Raw genomic sequence first — 17107 nt, 5'->3', positions numbered from 1 at the left:
ACCCGGAATTCCCGCAGGTGCCGCGGTCGCGAAGAACGGCAGACCGCCGGCCGTTTCGTTGATGTTCAAGGTGTCGTTGTCGTTGGAACCTAATACCGTGAAGGACAGGATATCCGCATCGTCGCCCGTGAAGAAGTTGCTGCCGTTAATATCGATCAGCAGGTTCGTTCCACCGGCATCCAGACCGACGTCAATCGTATCGTCGGCGGCGTTCTGGAAGCCCGAATTGACCATATCCAGGACGAGATGGTAGGCACCGGCACTGGTGTTAACGTCTTCTATACTGGTAAAGCTGACGGGCAGTTCGGTATCAGGAGCGATAAAGTTAAAGGTTCCCGAACCAGGTGTTGCCCCCAGAACCAGGGCGGGATTCGTTACCCCGCTGAAGTCCATGTTCAACGTATCACCGGGCCCTGGCAGCGTCGGATTGCCCCCGTCGATATTGATGGGAGAATCAGATGTCGGCAGGATATTGAAGATATCGCTGTCGTCACCGCCGTTGATGGTGGTGAGGGTCGCGTCCACATTCCCCAGCAGGTCGACCGTCGCCCCGGCACCATCGGTAATCGGATCGACGTTGATCGTAATCGTCGTATCAGCAATCACAGAGCCGCCCAGCGTAAGCAGGAAGTCATCGCCGGAGTTGAGGACGACGTCCGCGCCGGTTGACTCGACTGTCACACCGCCGCCATTGATCGTCAGATCATCGCCGGGGCCGGCATTGTCCGTGGCCGTCAGCGTGACCGTCCCGGCAGCCGTCACATTGCTGGCCACTGTCAGCGGGCTGAAGGTGGTGATGGTCACGGCACCGTTCGTGGAAGCCACACCCGACAAGGGAGCCACATCACCGATGATCAGGGCACCGGTGTTACTGATCACCACATCGTTATTCGTGGTGAACGCAGCCAGCGTGCCGACGGCAGTATCAATGTCGCCGAGACCAGCGACGCCGATACCATCCAGGGCACTCAGGACAGCCTCGTCAGCTGTAATCACGGGCGCTTCAGTGGCATTGCTGTCGGTGATAGCTCCGTCAGTGGCTGTGACAGCAACCGTCCCGCCAGCGCTCTGGAGGTCCGCAATCGAAACCAGAAAACCTGATACCGTGAGATAGCCGCCATGGGCATTGACCAGGCCTCCACTCGTCTGACTGATACTCCCAGAACCGATGCTATCTGCATTCGCGATCACATTGACGATCGCAGCAGTTGTGGTATCGACGAAAGAACTTCCCGTCAGAAACATGTTATTATTGGAGAGAATATCGATCTGCCCACCATTGGTAATCACACCAGCGCCAATACTGAGGTCGGCTGCATTTAACACTGAAATGGTCGAAGCAGCACCTGTAGCTTCGATGTTTTCATAGGTATTCATGGCACCAACATTGAGATCGATGTTGCCGCCAGCTGTAATCCCCGCCAGACTGTCGACCGTATCTACTTCCAACAGACCAAGTTGACTTAAGTAAATGTCACCAGCGGTCGTATCGGCGGCGATGGTACCGACCGCCAGATCGATGTCCCCTGCTCCCGCAGCACCGATGCCGGTCGCGGCCCGCAGGGCTGCGGTATCGGCACTGATCAGAGGCGATTCGGCCCCGCTGTTATCGGTAATCGCACCGGCTGAGGTCGTCACCTGCACTTCGCCGCCGGTATTCACATTGGCCAGGTCGATGTTGTTGACGGCATCGATGTCGATCAAGCCGGTACCACTGCTGGTCACAGTGGAAGTGTCCGCCAGAGTCACGGCACCGGCAGAATCAATGCCGATCTCAAAGGTGCTGTTGTTGGAGATAATCGCCAGGGCATTCAGATTGAAGTTGCCGCCGGTGTTCTGCAGCAGCAGATTTCCGCCCGTTGCAGCGACGTTTTCGGTCACCGTCATGGTATCTGTCGAGGTAATCGTAGAAGGCGCTCCTACCTGAACCCCGTTGATCCCGCCCGCAAAACCGATGTTGAGGGCACCGGTATTATCCAGTTCCAGCCCCGCACCAATATTAGCTTCCAGAGCAGCGATGGCGGTTTCCAGGGCATCGCCCACACCGGCACCCGTGCCTGCGGTCAGAGTCGCATTGTTCGCGGTAATATTATTTCCGGCATTCGCATCGCTGATCGCACCAGCGGTTGCGGTTACCGTGACATCGCCGGAGGTTGTGATCTGCCCCAGCTGGATATTGTTGCCCGCGGTCAGATCGATTGTATTCGCGGTCGCGTCGATCACGCCGGCTGCGGCAAACGTGATCTGATCGTTGGCATCGACGTCTACCGTCCCGCTGGTTGTAAAGGTGCCGTTGACGTTGACCTGATTCGCATTCAGGTCCGCATTACCGGCTCCGATATCAGTCGAGTTGAGGGTCAGCGTATCATCGTTGCCCGCGTTCACCGTCAGGTTGGCCGAGAAGAGCGAATCGACGCCATTGACGATCACTTCATCAGCGCCAAAACCACCGGCCACTTCCGTGTTGATCGTCAGCGTGCCGGTCGGGCCTACAAAGTTCACTGATTCTCCGAAGAGATCCGAGTCGATGATCGACTCGCCATCGCCCACATCGCCGTCATCGGACAGCGTGATGGTTTCCGCACCGCCGGTGTAGCTGAAGATACGGTTGGTCGCGATGGTTGTATCCAGTACCGGTTCCAGTCCGGTATAAGTAATGGTCGCGGTGCCTTCACCATCATAGAAGACGAAACCATCATGATCATTGGTAAACTGGTGCTCGATGGTCGTGGCATCGCCCCCCAGAATCTCCAGCTTGTCGCCGACACCGGTGTTGCCCTCGCCGTTGAAGAAGATCCCGCCGGTCGGATTGAAGAAATCAGATCCGGCAGTGGGTGTGATTCCGGTGTTGTCGATAATCAGTGTGTCATCGCCGTCGCCGCCGTTGAAGGTGAAGTCGGTGACGCCGCTGAAGTTGATCACCGGACCGGCACCAATCTGGTAGGTCCCGGAATCAACCCCCGTGGCGGTAATCGTCAGGACATCGTCTCCCGCGGTTCCAGTGACGGTCAGGCTGCCGGCAAAATTCAGGTTTTCGATTTCATCGAAGACGACATCCTGGAACGAGCCACTTGCAGAGATCGTCCCCCCGTCCAGACCACTGGGTGTCAGGTTGGAGCTTTCCCCTGTGGGAGTCAGATAAGTCAGGCTGTCAGCCGGCATCGTGGGTGCAGCGGGATCCCCGCCGACAATATTAATTGTCGTCAGCACATTGGGATTGACCGTGATATCATCGGCGTCTGTTCCGGAATAGAGCGTCAGGTCTTCCAGGCCTTCATAACTGAGAGAAACGGCGCCAGCACCGATCACCGAGCCAACCCCGACCCCCGTATTCTGGATGATAATGTTATCGCCGGTCGCATCGCCGGAATCATCGACGATCAGTTCATCCGTGCCACCATAACCGTTAAAGGAGAACAGGCTTTCGACGCCATCAACAGTGCCGCCGTTATTGAGGCCACCACCGTTACCGTCGATAATCACCTGGTCGTCGTCACTATTACCGTACACATTGATGCCGGTGGCGGCATTGAGCGTCCCATTGAGGTAGGCTACACCCCCAACGCCCCCGTCAGCATTTCCGAAATCGAGGTTCACACTGATAGAAGATGTATCAGAAATCACACTGGCTGTTGAGTTGAGATACAGTTTGTCGCCGACCTCCAATATCACTGTACTTCCGGTCGACTGCACAGTGACGCCGGCACCAATTGTCAGGTCGTCTCCGGTCAAGCTGGTATCACCAGACTTAAGTATGATGTCACCGACCGTGATGACGTCATTAGAAACCTGTAATGCGCCGGCAGCAGTGATGATGACACCGCCGCCCGTAGTGTCTACACCCGCTGGATAGCCGGTTACCGTACCAATCGTCAGCGGACTGTTGTTACTGACCCGGAACTGGCCCAATGAGGCACGACCAGCGATTGTAGCAACAGACGTATTAATATCATCAGCGGTTCCCACAGTCGTGCCGGCTTCCAGATAAGCAGAGGCGGCCGTAATCAGGGTGGCTTCTACGCCGGTGTTGTCCAGGATTGCCCCGGTAGCAGAATCAACGATGACTGTGCCTCCCGCACTTTGCAAATCGGCTATCTTGATATCATCGTAGGCCATCAAATAAAGGTCACCGCCGTGCGCATCGACCAGGCTCCCTTCATCCTGCGTGAAGGCGCCTCCCGCAGGACCACCATAGTTGGCAAGCAGACTTATTATCGCAGTCGTAGATGTATCGACCAGCGAAGAGGCTCCCAGATTGAGATCATTAAAGGCCCGCAGACCGATCCCCCCGCCGTTAGTCTGCACAGTGTTGTTGATATTGTTATCAGTCTGTGCATCCAGCGTGATATTTGATCCGCCCCCAGTAGCTTCAACCTTCTGATTAACAGTCAGCGTACCACCAATTTGCAGATTGATATCACCACCGGCTGTAATCCCACTTAGACTGTCAACAGTACCGACTGTCGCTGCAGAAGGTTCCTGCAGATAGATGTCACCGGTCGTTGTAATCGCGGCCATAGTATTGATCGCCAGATCGATGTCCCCTGCTCCAGCAGCACCGATGCCGGTCGCAGCCCGCAGGGCTACGGTGTCGGCGGTGATCAGAGCTGCTTCAGAACCGCTGTTATCGGTAATCGCACCGGCTGAGGTCGTCACCTGGACTTCGCCGCTGGTATTCACATTCGACAGGGCGATGTTGTTGACGGCATCGATGTCAATCAGGCCGGTGCCACTGCTGGTCACAGTGGAAGTGTCCGCCAGAGTCACGGCGCCGGCGGAATCAATGCCGATCTCGAAAGTGCTGTTATTGGAGATGATTGCCAGGGCATTCAGATTGAAATTGCCGCCCGTATTCTGCAGCAGCAGGTTTCCACCGGTCGCGGTGACATTTTCGGTCACCGTCATGGTATCGGTCGATGTAATCACAGAAGCTCCACCTACCGATACGCCGGTCAGTCCACCTGCTGCCCCAATCTGCAGAGTCCCTGCATCATCGGCGTACAGGCTGCCATCCACGTCTGCTTCCAGACTGGTGACAGCCAGGTTGAGTTCCGATCCCGAACCACCGGCATTGCCAGTGGCTTCCAGTGTCAATAATGCTGCCGTCACCAGACTGGTCCCGGTAATCGAACCGTTGGTCGCGTCCAGGGCGACATCGCCAGAGGTTGTGACAGCCGCATCTAAGGTAATGCTGCCCGCATTGATGTCCACGTCACCAGAAGTCACGTTAGTGGCATTTGTCTGGAAGGTGACTGCATCGTCGGTGCCGGCGTTGACGGTCAAGTTGGCATCAAACAGACTGTCGACACCTTCAATATGTACGTTATCGGCACCGGTGCCATCGGTGGTTTTGATGATCACGTTGTTGGTGGCGTTGAGGAAGGTAACAGACTCACCGAACAGGTCGGAATCGATCTGTGATTGACCGTTGCCCACACCGCCGTCATCGGAGAGTGTAATCGTCTCTGCGGCTCCGGTGAAACTGAAGGTCCGGTCGTTGACGAGAATCGTGTCGACGATTGGTTCCAGGCCGGTGTAGCTGATAAAATCGGTTCCAGATCCATTCAACTGAACGCTGCCGCTACTGTTGCTGGTGAAGATATGCTCGACTGAATTCAGACTTCCGCCCAGCAGTTCCAGAGTATCATGACCACCGGTCCCCCCGTTGAATTCGATCTGCAGTGGAGTCGTATCGTCAATGCCGGTCATGTCGATACTCAGGGTATCGTCCTCACCATCTTCCCCGTTAATGACCAGGGTTCCCTGCAACGCAGCCAGGGGAGTGGAAGAGATAATATCGCCGGTATTGACATCTTTGATCACCACATTGGTCCCGTCGATCTCCAGGGAGTAATCATCGGGATTACCATCAACGGGCAGATCGACTTCGGGTGTGGAGTCGACCATATGGATCACAACATCGTTGCCGTTCCCTCCCACGTAGGTGATATAAGCACTCAGCCCACTGCCCAGGAAGTCTGTAATTTCAAATCCTTCCGGAAGCCCAGGGAATGTACCTGTAACCGGGTTGACTCCATTGTTCTGAATCAAAGTAAACTCGTCACCGTCAACGGGATCATAGCCGTCGATCAGGTTCAAAGCGGCGCCACCGAGATCAACGGTCCCACTCACTACAAACTGATCAAAACCAGATCCGGGGGTTGCGCCATTGACTTCGATGTCGAGTGTGTCATCGGCATTTAGAATTAAATCGCCGTTGATAATGACCTGACCGGGGCTGTTGCCGGGTGCCAGGGTGACACTTTTGTCGATCCCGGTTGCAGTAGTATCCACTGTCTCAGTATAAGTTCCGCTGCCGATTTTAATCGTCCCACCTGGTGCGACAGCCTGTAAAGCTTCTCCAATTCGATCAGGTGCACCGGTCTGTGCTCCCAAAGCGGTTACATTCAATACAGAGAAATCACCCTGAAAACCAGCGGTGCCGCCATCCGTATCCGTACCGTTATCCAGGAATGAAGTGAAGTCGACCTTCGAAGCGTCGCCATCAACACCGTCGCTCTTCATGGAATTGGCGATTGTTGTTTCGTCCGTGCTGCCCCACCAGTTGCCGGAAGCGTCGACAGTATCTCCACCGTAATGAGCGATGGGGTTGGTGATCGTTGAGGAGTCGAAAAAGTTGTCATGAGCGGCAACATCGGGCGTGCCATTGGAAACGGTATTGACGCCGATACCTTCCAATGAGTTGCTAAAGGCGTTGCCTTCGATACTGACATCAGCAACGAAGTCATTGGCGACGCCTGCGACCACGTTGTGGATGTTGTTGCCGAAAATGTCTACATTCGTGTTGCCCTGGTTATGAATACCGGCGACCCAATTATAAATTTCATTGTTCTGGATCGTGATGTTGTCGTTATTTCCATTATATGTGGAGAGCACACCACGACTTTCGACTCCCGTTCCAGGGCCTTCCAGAATATTGTTCTCGATCGTATGCCCCGTGGTGCCGGCAGTCATGAAGACGGCAGATTTACTACCAATGCCGGCCGGACCGGCCCCATCGACGATCTTGAGTCCGTCAATCACGACATCGTTCGCAAAGAGACGAAACCCGCCGGTCAGTTCACTTTCCGGGCCGCGGACACCAGGGTCAACCCCCGCAGCAATCCCGGCATTGGCACCTTGGATCGTCACAGTTTTGTCAACGTCGACGTTACCGGTGTATGTTCCATCTTCAACTTCGAGAATTCCGTCGGGTGTGACCAGATCGACTCCCTCTTGAATTCGATTGGTGGCACCAGCCTGACTGCCAAGGGCAGTCACATGCAGTGTGGAGAAGTCACCCTGGAAACCTGCGGTCACCAAGTCGGTATCGGTGCCGTTGTCGAGGAACGGTGTGAAGTCGACCATGAGTGGTGTGCCGCCATCTGCGTCTTCCATTAACGCTGCTATACTACTTTCGTTGGTGGTTCCCCACCAGTTTCCCGACGCATCGACTGCGGTTGTCTGGTCACCGAAATGTCGAATCGCTTTGGCATCGCCGCGGACGCCGCCATCGATAAATGCGTTGTTGTTGATGTGAATCGTGGATGCATCGATCCCCGATCCTCCATCGGGGGTACGCAATCGGATCCCGTGTGTCGGATCGGCAGCACCGGCGACATCGTTGTAGTGGATCACGTTATTCTCGATTGTCACGTTCTCTGAAACAGTCGTGCCGTACTGTCCTCCCCAGAGCTCGAATGCCTGCCCATAGTAACCAGGGTAGGCTTCGATGTTCTGGAATGTGTTGCCGACGATTTCACCATCAATTGTTCCAACCTGAAAACCAGTGAAGAAAGTCCCATCGAAAGTGTTTTCTCGGATCTGAATATTACCAGCATCACCCATGTTCATCCCGGTGCCGCCTGTAAACTCATTCTGTTCGACGACAGCGTCATTAATCGTGCCGCCGTTTTGGAAGATTCCCCCCGTCGTTCCAGCGAAGTGGTTTCCGACAATGTGCATTCTCTCGAAAGAACCGCCTGCGCCGACCAACAGCGCAGCTCCGTCTCCCGTGAACTGAAAGAGGTTTTGTTCGACTGTCAAATCATCAAACGAACTGGATTGCAACTGGATGCCACCTTGACTCCCCGGAATATTTGTGTTGTTGAAAATGTTGTTGGCAATGGTCAAGTTATTCGCACTTGCGTAGCTATCGATCGCACGTCCGCCGTTTCCTTCGAAGGAAAAACCGTCGATTGTGACATCGTCCGCAGTCGGATTAATCGCATAAAAACCAGCATGGTCGATGATACTTTCGGCTGCTCGGGCCATGGAATTCGGGTCGACACCTGCATTAGCTCCGAGCAAATCGACCGACTTGTTCAATGAGATCAGCCCGCTATAGGTACCCGCGGCGACTCGAATCGTGTCCCCACTGGCGGCTGCAGCGGTGACAGCATCTTGAATCGTCGCAAATGCGGTCACATTCCAAACGGCGTTCTGGTCCCCACCAGTGCCTGGGTCGGTATCGGTCCCAGTGAAGTCTGAAGCTGCGGTGTAGTCATCATCGACGAAAAAGGTCGTCAACAATGTCCGGTCCTCCAGAACTTCGGTCGTAGCGATCTGGTTGCTGCAGGCGGTTTGCCAGCGGCGGCGGATCGCCCGGCGGTCCCGGGAACGAAAAACAGGGCGTTTATTCACACGTGAGGTTAATGTGGAAAGCCAATTGGTAAGCAGCATCCTGTAAACTCCTCAGTAGGTAAGTAGTTCAGCTTAACATTGCGAAGATATATCGTTGGGCAGCCTGCTTTAAAATGGACATCTGTAACTTAAAACATCAGTTAAAAGCACAAACGATTACATTCATCTGAAAAAAGCAGCCTTTGTCTATCTTGTAAATTGCACCAGTAAGTCTAATTTTGCGCAGACGTCCTATTGTTACATTACTAACCATGAGTATCCAAAAATCTCTTACATTTCCATCATAAAAACTCCTATTATTCCAATTTTAACAAAATATCCTGAACGTGTGATTTTCCCCACATATTTATTTTTGACCACTTTTAACCTCTTTTGAACACTCAAATGATTCTCACCCGACCAATAATATTTATTTACCCCTTCTAACCCAGATATTTCTATTTCCCTTCTTTACTTGAGAGTTGCTGCTGGTACACAATAGGGGCACCCCGAAGAAATCACGCTTTGATTTCCGACAGGATCGAAGATCTGGTACTGCGGAGGAATCGGGTCACATACAAATTGAGGGAAGCGATGCGAGCAAAACATTACAAAGCAGGAATCTTAATGACTGCAGTCAGCCTGCTGACTGCCTGTCAGCAGGCTGATGAAGAGTTTCTGATCGGCAGATGGCATAGTTCGGGGGGCCCGAACATGATCTTTGAAAAAGATGGTACGGTTTACAGCATCAACCGTGGCCCACGAAGGAAAGGGCGCTATTACCTGGATCAGGAGTCGAGTCCGGCTACCATGATCATGGATATGCGCAGATCAGAGATTAATGCAGTACTGTATTTTGACTACAAGGCATTTTCTCCCAAGCACTTTCAGCTGACCCCGACCTATGTCCAGCGAACCGGTGAAAAGAAAAAGCCATCGGACCTCAAACGGAAACTACTGTTCCAGAAACTGGATCCGCAGGATCCACAAATGAGCCAGAGTCAGTTCAAAATCAGCACGACACCGGATCAAACCCGCTGATTCCGGATTTTGATCCCGGCTGTATTCGTACTCCCAGGAGACATAAGCCTGCCTGGAGCAGAAACAAAAAAAGCAGAGGCCTTTGGGGCCTCTGCTTTTTCATTGTCTGATTCAGTATAATCTGAGAATTACTCAGCACTGCGTACATTCGTCACGGACTGAGCACTCTCAACAGTTTCAAAGAAAGCGTCATTGCCAGAGGGAATATAGTCATCGTTGCTGATGTTGAGCGGAGGCTCAAATCCCTGAATGGGAAGTTCCTGAACTGCAGAGATCTGGGCGACAGGCGTTTCATTGGCCGGGATCATTTCAGGATTGATCACTTCAGTTTCAGCATCGGTAATCACCCGAAATTCCGGTTCCTCAGCAGGAGTCGCTTCGGTCACGACAGCTTCCACTTCCTCAGCGGGTGCAGATTCGGCAACCATGACTTCTTCCTGTGATTGAGCCTGCTGCATCTGTTTTTTCTGCAGCTGAGCAATCTGGACGATTGCTTCCTTGACCGAATCCAGTTCCGGATTGATCTCCAGGGCCTGATTATAATGCCGAGTGGCATCATCCAGCATTCCCCGCTGCAGGCAGATATAACCGATATTTGCATGAGCTTCTTCAGCACTCAGGACAGACCGGGCGACCTGATAGGCTTCATCCATCCGCCCCTGATGTCCCAGAACCAGGCTCAGGTTGTTGAACGACCGCTTGGAACTGGTATCACGCTTGATCGCTTCTTCCAGTGCAATTTCGGCAGCAGGCAGGTCATTCTGCAGATAAAGGGCATATCCCAGGTCGGTCAGTAGCTTGGGATTGTCGGGCTGGAGCTTGACTGCTTCCATCAAATTCCGGGTCGCCATGTCATGTCTTCCCATTTTGGAGCAGACAATTCCCATGCGGTGCAGAGCAGTCACATTCTTGGGATTTCGCTGCAACATGACACGATATGTCTGTTCTGCTTTGACAAACTGGCCTTTCTCTTCGGCCGTTCTTGCCATAATCATTTGTGGTGATTCTTCCAGAGGCAGATTCATTCCCGCCATTTTATTCGTGTGGGAACACCCTGCTGAGAAGAGAGTGGCCATGCCGGACAGGATGACCAGCGACCACGTTGTTGAGTTTCGCATTCCATTACCTCACAAAATTCTATTGTGATGTTTCACTATCCATTGTGAGAAACACTCAGACCATCCCTGGGCAGAAACAATTATCATCAAAAGTACTTTTTTGACCTGAAAGTTGCTCGAAGATGACTCCATTCGATTATCCCTCACTCCGACTGAACAAATATTTCAGCGAAAGAAAAGGACTTATTATCAAGTATCGACTGCCGGATTCCACAAGATGAAAGAACTCAGAGAATCCCTAGACTCTTCTCCAATTCCCATCTGGATCAAAACCTATAAATTCACATCAGGCCCCTCATCGGCAGATTCTGCCGGTTGAGAAGGAAATCAACGCGGGTGAGAGGCCACATAAACATGAACATATAACCACAACCATCATCGCAGCATTGTGATCATTCAGGGTCAGTCAGCGGCAGCCGGGTCCTGGCGATAGAACAGCTGGAGCGTGTCGTACAGCTCCGCGGAATAGGCTCTCATCTCGTGAGGCTGCTCAAAGAAATGCTCGGTACAGACCGCAAAGAACTCGGCTGGATTGGTCGCTGCATACGGATTGAGAAACCGGGTATGCCCATGCCTGAGCTGTTCCACCAGTGCGTCATATTCCCGGGTCATCACTTCGCCCCACCGCTGATACTCTTCCTCACTGTTCAAAGGCGGGGTGCCGTTCATCTGACGGTCAATCGCATCATAATAGTGTGCAAATTCATGGAATACGACGTTCTCACCGTCATGGGGATTTTCCGCACTCTCCAGCACATTCGCCCAGGAGAGAATGATCGGCCCCTGATTCCAGGCTTCCCCCAGCCGAAAGGAGGTCCCTTCGGTCATCACCCCAATCGAGTTCACCAGCGTCTCTTTGGCTACATATGTATCGGGATAAACCAGAACCGTTCCCAGGCGATCAAAACAGTCACTGGCAAACCCCACTGTCAGCAGGCACGCCTGGCCGGCAATCAGCAGCTGAACTTCTTCAGTAACCTCGAAACCGTTACAGCCTTCCCAGTACTTTTCTTTGATAAAAATCTGCACGCGCTGATAGAGCAACTCGCGCTGTGCAGACGTAAGACGCGACAACGGGGCTATATGCTGGTCCAGAAACGGTTTCCAGTGTGCAGGCATGGGAGTGGCCAGTATTTTGCGACGTCGACGATTGCGCCACCACGTCAGTAACATATCTACAGTTCCTCACACTTAGATTCTAAAACCCATGCTTGACGTTCGCGGGGGAATGCACGAGCATTATAGTACGCGGCTCCAGTGAAAACAGGCATCCAGACTAACAAAGGAGCCTCTCCCGTTCCTGAGAGTGTTATCGTGTCCGCACCGGACCTGATCCGAGCAAAGACAGACCGCGACACTGAAATTTCTCAAAAAAAGAGCTGATTCCGCATCGGCTTGCATCAGATCCTGAAGTTGTTACCGAGATCGGAAACCCTGGTTTTCGGCGGCTACATTGAACGAAAGCGGAAAACGTGGCAGAATTGATCTGTCAGACTGTTGCTGCCCGCAATTATTTTCTCCAGCCAAATTGAAAGCAGTTATGAACTCAATCGCTCGAATCACACTCATTGCTGTCACACTCTGTTATCTGTGTTGCTCCCCGGTGCCTGCCAATGCAGCTGCCCCCCAGAAGCCCAATATCATTTTCATCCTCGCCGATGACCTGGGCTACGGGGACCTCGGCTGCTACGGACAGAAAAAAATCAAAACCCCCCGCATCGACCAGATGGCCGCGGACGGAATGAAGTTCACACAGATGTACGCAGGTAATACGGTCTGTGCTCCTTCTCGCTGCGTCCTGATGACCGGCCTGCACATGGGCCATGCCCGCGTCCGGGGAAATACCTGGGTCAAGGAAAATCAGTCGCTCAAAGATGAAGACTTTACCGTCGCCGAACTCCTCAAGAAAGCCGGCTACAAAACCGCGTTGACCGGCAAATGGGGGATTGGCGAAGAAGGGACCCAGGGAGTTCCCAACCTGCAGGGATTCGACTATTTTTATGGCTACCTGAATCAGCACAACGCCCACAACTACTACCCCGAATTCCTCTGGAAAAATGGTGAAAAAGCGGCACTGCGGAATGTCGTTGATCCCAGCACGATCTCCAAAGGCCCGACCGGCAAAGACCGGCTCGGTGGAGTCGCTACCAAAAAAGTGGATTATTCACACGACCTGATTATGCAGGAAGCCCTGAGTTTTATCGATCGCAGTGCACAGGATCCGTTCTTTCTCTATATCGCCCTGACGATTCCGCACGCCAATAACGAAGCAGGCCGAAAGGTCGGCGATGGGCAGGAAGTCCCCGATTACGGCATTTACAAAGACAAAGACTGGACGAAGCAGAACAAGGGCCAGGCGGCGATGATCACCCGCATGGATACCGGCGTCGGCCAGATTCTGGATCGCCTGAAAAAGTTAAACATCGACCAGAATACGCTTATCATCTTTACTTCCGATAACGGCCACCATCGTGAAGGCGGCAACGATCCCGAATTTTTCGATGCCAACGGCCCGCTCCGGGGCATGAAACGTGATCTCTACGAAGGCGGCATTCGGATGCCCTTTATTGCCTACTGGCCCGGGACCACTCCCGCAGGGACTGTCTCAGACCACATTGGTTATTTCGGCGATCTGATGGCGACCGCTGCCGACCTGGCCGACGTCCCCTGCCCGAAAGGACTGGACAGCGTCAGCATCGCTCCCACCCTGGAAGGTAAACCCGATCAACAACAGGAACACGATTTCCTCTACTGGGAATTCTACGAGCGGGGAGGCAAACAGGCCGTCCGCTGGGGTGAATGGAAAGCGGTCCGCCTGCCGATGTTCAAGGGCAAAACGCAACTGTTCAACCTGGAAGAAGATCTGGGGGAAGCCACCGACCTGGCCGCAAAACACCCGGAGCTCGTCAAAAAAATGGAAGCCATGATGGATTCAGCTCACACGTCTGATCCACTCTGGGAACCCCGCGGCAAACCGGCCAAAAAGCAGCCCGCTCCCGGTGATGGGAAGCCGCGTTTTTAAAATCACGGCTTTCTCCAGTGTAATAACTCAAGCAGACTGTTTTTACAGTCTGCTTTTTTTTCGGGCCTACTCTCCAGCTCTGCAATCGTAAGATCTGAAATTTTTCACAATTTCATTCCAGCTCTCAGGCTTTAATTTCGTAAACAGAGTGAGCAGGGAAGTATCAGGACACGGGATGTCAAGTACCTCATTGAAAACCGGGAGGGAATATGTGTTACACCATCGATCAGGTTGAAGAGCCAGAGCAGACTTCAAACACGCAACAACAGTCTTCGCGCTGATGCTGACTTAACGGATGACTTGAAACAGGTGAGTCAGGCCATATCTTCTCAGCATCCTGTCAGGAAACAGGATCAGGGAAAGGTAAAGCTGTTGATATTCACGAGGGCGGTGCGGTTGGTGCTGCAGTCATAGAAAGCAACGGACGCAGCAGATACGTTAAAGAAGCTGACCCCAAACAGGGAAGTGCAAAATCCCTGCACGGGTACAGTCGCCTGGGCCAGCACAGCGGGATAGCCTCCTCCCCCACCTGTCAGCTGTGCCTCCGAAGAAGTGGTTCCTGGATCATCAAAAAACACCCCAGTGCCCGTTGAGGTCGCATTGGTAATCGTATTACGGAAATCAACCTCTACCCTGACCCCATAGTATCCCCATGCCTCGCCCACATTACCTGGATAAGGAGAAGAATATCCAGAAGGACCTAATTGATTCGTAGAGACTCCAAAATGCAGAGAATCGGTTTCAGTAAATGAATCCCCGTTAAAATTGATCCGCACTGATTTCGCTTCACCGGCAACATAAAAATCTTCAAATGTAAAATAAATATCATGAGAGGGGTTTGTGGGACTCCAGATGCGGTTGCCATAGGGGGAAGCCGCGTCATGGGAAGTAGGTTCCGTATCTAAGCCGTTCAGACCCCAGCCGGTATTAGTAATATCAGTTGGCGATGGCGTTAACACTTGAGGTGGGGCAGTAGAATCAAAATAGGCATATGCACCAGCAGGCCCCTTCGTCTGGTCCGGCAGGATAAATTTAATGGAATCGATGGCAAGATTCGTTCCCTCATTAAAACTCACCAGGATCGAATTTGCATCTACGGAACCACCAGCGCTGTTGTCCGTAATTATGATGGTGACGTCACCGGCGGCACAGCTGACTTCTGCGTTTCCGTTGAATGTAATCGGGGCCGTCACACCATTAATGGCACCAAATACAAAATTACCGGTATTTGTGGCATTCGCATTGGGATTCCCACCACTCACAGTGCCCAAATTCGTTTGTGGTGTGAATACGGTGCCCAGAATGGGATTCGCCTGCGTGTAGGCCACACCAACATTCCTGGGTATGTTGGTGGCACCGACGCCACTCACCCCCCAGTCTTTGACAGCAGCCAGCGCAGCAGAATCCATCGAGTTTTTTAGCTCAACTTGCGCCTGCCACAGCGTCGCAATCTCCAGCACGACACAGAAAAACGTCAGGAACGTCCCCCCCCACAGAATCAACCAGAGGATGGCGATCCCTCGTCGATTCTGATGCTGTTGTTGTTGCGTATGAATTTTTTGCATGGAATCTATAAATCAGTTTCTGGTGTAGAAAATCGTACGTGCAGTTTTGGAGAAGTTTGCCACAATCATAGCTCATAAATGTATGTTGTGGATTCTTCCACAACGTAGTTCTGAATGGAAAATCCCAGGCCCGAGAGAAAATCGGGGATATTGCCATCCAGCTTGACACAGACTGTCGTTCGTACGGAATCAGTGGCAGAAGCCCCTGTCACGGAAGGTAATGTGGTACTGGGTGGACCACAGTCGCAGCCTGCCACGGGAGTACTCGGATAATCATATTCCTCTACCGTTCCCCCCGTTAAAACATTATGTTGCAGAATGAGGCGGCAACTTCCCAGGGGAATGCCGCCCACCCGGAGAACTCGATCCACATTGGATTTCAGTGCTGCCAAGGGAGCGGTATCGATATTTAAATCGTCGAGCGTTCCACTCGATGTTTCGGAGGTGATCTTGGCTGCATAGCGGCTGGCGAAAGCTGTCTGTTCAATCACTGTATAAACCAGCGAAATTTCAACAACCGCCAGCATGATCATCAGGAAAATCGGCGCCGTCAGGATCAACTCCAGCACGACGACCCCGGATCGCTTAGGCAGCAGGCCCTCAGTCTTTTTACTGAGTATTTGCACAGTAAGACACCACTATCTGTTCGGTTTCAAAAAATCAAAGTCTGACAACAAACTTTACGTTGCAATATCTGTTTGGCAAGCAATTTGCGTTCCCTAGATTAATGTGGTCTCTCTTCTCAGACGAATCAACTGAGAATCGGCAAGACACAGACAATTTGAGCTGATTTGTGGAAACCTGGAATCCAGTTCAAATTCAGAGGATCTGAATAGTGATAACCAGCCTTAGCAGGTGCTAAGCGAATGTCTCCATTCGTTAACACTTTGCCCTATGTAAAGTACGTCAGATGAAACGCAACGGGCTCTCAACCTGGGATAGAAATCAGCCGAAACGGCCAGCGGACCTGAAACACCGCCGGGGATCGGTCCTGCTCGAATTCATTCTGGCCTTCCCGATCATTCTGATGCTCTCGCTGGCGATCATTGAATTCGGCTTCTACACACTGCTGCAACAGAGCATCACCGCCGCTGCGATCGAAGGCACCCGGAAAGCAGCTCAAGTCGGTGCCACCAAAAATGATATCGGCAATCTGATTCAGCAGTACGTCGCTGTCAATTCGTTAGACCTCTCTGTGGGAACACAACCCGCGAGTAGCGGTCAAGGCGATGTCTTCGTCTCGATTCAGGATGGGACTACGACACTCAGTACAACCATGGGAAATTCGGACATTCCCTGCTCCCCGGTCGGGCCGCCTCCCTCCGACGGGTCGACCTGGCCGGCAGAAATCAAGGTCACCATCTGCGTCAATTTAACCGATACGAATGGTACATTCCCCATCCCTAACCTTTTGTATCTCTTTGGCTTTTCGCTTTCGGGAAAACAGCTTGAAATCAGCGCGATGACCGTACTAGAGTAAAAGAAATGCATACTCACCTTCTTTTATGGTCTCTGTGCTGAACGGCATCAGCCAGACACGCAAGTTTCCTGTCCATGAATGAGATTGTCACCGGAATCTTTATCTGGCTGCTCAAGATGCTGGGGATCTATCTCGGCATATTGATCGTGCTGACACTCATTATCAAGCAGTGGAAAAAGAAGGCAGATGTGGAAACGGAAGACATTGCCCGGGATCAGAAAAAGCGGGCCGATCGTCCCCCCCGCTACCGACGCTAAGC

General features: G+C 52.6%; 9 protein-coding genes. 4 read left to right on the top strand and 5 right to left on the bottom strand.

Annotated features, from left to right (window positions below):
• Positions 1-8682, bottom strand: an 8682-nt coding sequence (locus tag Enr10x_RS06860; protein WP_145448519.1) for a beta strand repeat-containing protein, incomplete at its 3' end; no start/stop codon positions are given.
• Positions 8683-9249: 567 nt separating this feature from the next.
• On the opposite strand from Enr10x_RS06860, the gene Enr10x_RS06855 reads away from it, so the two are divergent.
• Positions 9250-9663: a hypothetical protein gene (locus Enr10x_RS06855; protein ID WP_145448518.1), complete on the top strand. Its 414-nt coding sequence runs from the start codon at positions 9250-9252 to the stop codon at positions 9661-9663.
• A 128-nt stretch (positions 9664-9791) separates the two neighbouring features.
• On the opposite strand, the gene Enr10x_RS06850 is transcribed toward Enr10x_RS06855, so the two are convergent.
• Together Enr10x_RS06850 and Enr10x_RS06845 are read right to left on the bottom strand one after the other, a co-directional pair.
• The gene (locus tag Enr10x_RS06850) at positions 9792-10781 is read right to left on the bottom strand and encodes a tetratricopeptide repeat protein (protein ID WP_145448517.1); all 990 of its coding nucleotides are present in this window, start codon (positions 10779-10781) and stop codon (positions 9792-9794) included.
• A 402-nt stretch (positions 10782-11183) separates the two neighbouring features.
• The gene (locus tag Enr10x_RS06845) at positions 11184-11954 is read right to left on the bottom strand and encodes a M90 family metallopeptidase (RefSeq protein ID WP_145448516.1); all 771 of its coding nucleotides are present in this window, start codon (positions 11952-11954) and stop codon (positions 11184-11186) included.
• A gap of 367 nt (positions 11955-12321) precedes the next feature.
• On the opposite strand from Enr10x_RS06845, the gene Enr10x_RS06840 reads away from it, so the two are divergent.
• The gene (locus Enr10x_RS06840) at positions 12322-13803 is read left to right on the top strand and encodes an arylsulfatase (RefSeq protein ID WP_145448515.1); all 1482 of its coding nucleotides are present in this window, start codon (positions 12322-12324) and stop codon (positions 13801-13803) included.
• Between the two features lie 353 nt (positions 13804-14156).
• Here the strand turns inward: Enr10x_RS06840 and Enr10x_RS06835 are convergent, their stop codons facing one another.
• Together Enr10x_RS06835 and Enr10x_RS06830 are read right to left on the bottom strand one after the other, a co-directional pair.
• Entirely contained in the window at positions 14157-15368 is a 1212-nt protein-coding gene (locus tag Enr10x_RS06835) for a hypothetical protein (RefSeq protein ID WP_145448514.1), read from the bottom strand.
• A gap of 65 nt (positions 15369-15433) precedes the next feature.
• Entirely contained in the window at positions 15434-15994 is a 561-nt protein-coding gene (locus Enr10x_RS06830; protein ID WP_145448513.1) for a TadE/TadG family type IV pilus assembly protein, read from the bottom strand.
• 284 nt (positions 15995-16278) lie between these two features.
• On the opposite strand from Enr10x_RS06830, the gene Enr10x_RS06825 reads away from it, so the two are divergent.
• A complete protein-coding gene (locus tag Enr10x_RS06825) occupies positions 16279-16848 on the top strand; it encodes a TadE/TadG family type IV pilus assembly protein (RefSeq protein ID WP_145448512.1) in 570 nt (189 codons plus the stop codon).
• Positions 16849-16922: 74 nt separating this feature from the next.
• Positions 16923-17105 (top strand): hypothetical protein, encoded by a 183-nt coding sequence (locus Enr10x_RS06820; RefSeq protein WP_145105380.1) that lies wholly within the window; start codon positions 16923-16925, stop codon positions 17103-17105.
• Positions 17106-17107 lie beyond the last annotated feature (2 nt).

The sequence above is a fragment of the Gimesia panareensis genome (assembly GCF_007748155.1).
Classification (GTDB): Bacteria; Planctomycetota; Planctomycetia; order Planctomycetales; family Planctomycetaceae; genus Gimesia; species Gimesia panareensis.
Note: the sequence above shows the minus strand (reverse complement) of the source record. Positions and strands in the feature narration are given on the sequence as shown.

Excerpts from the sequence above, each read along its gene's own strand:
- Enr10x_RS06835 (WP_145448514.1), bottom strand. The coding sequence starts at position 15,368 with ATGCAAAAAATTCATACGCAACAACAACAGCATCAGAATCGACGAGGG.
- Enr10x_RS06845 (WP_145448516.1), bottom strand. The coding sequence starts at position 11,954 with ATGTTACTGACGTGGTGGCGCAATCGTCGACGTCGCAAAATACTGGCC.
- Enr10x_RS06855 (WP_145448518.1), top strand. The coding sequence starts at position 9,250 with ATGACTGCAGTCAGCCTGCTGACTGCCTGTCAGCAGGCTGATGAAGAG.
- Enr10x_RS06820 (WP_145105380.1), top strand. The coding sequence starts at position 16,923 with ATGAATGAGATTGTCACCGGAATCTTTATCTGGCTGCTCAAGATGCTG.
- Enr10x_RS06850 (WP_145448517.1), bottom strand. The coding sequence starts at position 10,781 with ATGCGAAACTCAACAACGTGGTCGCTGGTCATCCTGTCCGGCATGGCC.
- Enr10x_RS06825 (WP_145448512.1), top strand. The coding sequence starts at position 16,279 with ATGAAACGCAACGGGCTCTCAACCTGGGATAGAAATCAGCCGAAACGG.
- Enr10x_RS06840 (WP_145448515.1), top strand. The coding sequence starts at position 12,322 with ATGAACTCAATCGCTCGAATCACACTCATTGCTGTCACACTCTGTTAT.